A 400-nucleotide genomic window follows, 5' to 3' on the forward strand; every position below is an offset into this window, starting at 1 on the left:
GCAGGGCGAGAACCCGGTGCGGGCGAATACGCCTAATGCTATCGGAGAAGTCGAAATAGTCGGCGAATTTTGCCCCTTCGGCTTCTCGCCCGGCGATAACTCGACTAGAGATCGTTCCGGTGGCAACCATTCTTTCGTGAAGGCGTTCGGCGAGCGTTGGGTCGGTGAGTGCCCGGTCGATCAGGATAGCGCGGGCGCCGTCGAGGGCTTCTTCCACCGTTGTAATTCCGGTGTCTTCGGTTTTTCCGGCATCTGCTGCATGTTTATCGTCGGTTTCATCCGGTTTGTCCACATAGGCTGCGGCAATATCGTAGACCCCGGCAAGGGGAACTTCGAGCAGGTCTTCAACAAGCGCCTCCAGACCTGCCGCCCGGGCACGCTGCGCCTTGGTGATGCGCTC

General features: G+C 59.5%; 1 pseudogene. It reads right to left on the reverse strand.

The annotated features are described in order from the left end of the window. A pseudogene (locus tag HMPREF2554_RS02425) lies at nt 1–400 on the reverse strand (RNA-binding transcriptional accessory protein); the annotation flags it as partial.

It is taken from the genome of Rothia sp. HMSC071F11, assembly GCF_001809115.1.
Taxonomy (GTDB): Bacteria; Actinomycetota; Actinomycetes; order Actinomycetales; family Micrococcaceae; genus Rothia; species Rothia dentocariosa.